This is a genomic window from Paenibacillus xylanexedens (genome assembly GCF_007676705.1).
GTDB lineage: Bacteria > Bacillota > Bacilli > Paenibacillales > Paenibacillaceae > Paenibacillus > Paenibacillus xylanexedens_C.
This window is the reverse complement of sequence record NZ_VEBF01000070.1, coordinates 1-356: the sequence shown is the minus strand read 5'-3', so window position 1 is coordinate 356 and position 356 is coordinate 1. Positions and strand designations below refer to the sequence as shown.

Genomic DNA, 356 nt, shown 5'->3' with positions numbered 1-356 from the left:
CACCAAGCTCCTCCCACAACCCCTAACCCCTACACCAACCAGTCCCACCCCGACCCCATCTACCCCATTTCCCTAACAGAACCCATACACAACCACCCCCCCACCCCCCCCTCCGGCAAAACCAGTCAGTGAAGTCAGCCATCCACTTTCCATCTCTACACCTAATAACACAACCCTACATACCCCTCCCACCCCACCTCCCCCCAGTCCCACCATATTAATCCCTTTATACCTCTCCATCACACCCTCCCCATCCCCTTCCAACATCCATACATACCCCATCACCTCATCCCCCAACAAAATCCGCTCTCCCCCTTCAACATGCCTATAACCCCGTACCATTCTATCCAGCTTAT

At 54.5% G+C, this 356-nt stretch carries 1 pseudogene; it reads right to left on the bottom strand.

The features are described 5' to 3' along the window. Positions 1–72 precede the first annotated feature (72 nt). Positions 73–356, bottom strand: a pseudogene (locus FS628_RS32140) (hypothetical protein); the annotation flags it as partial.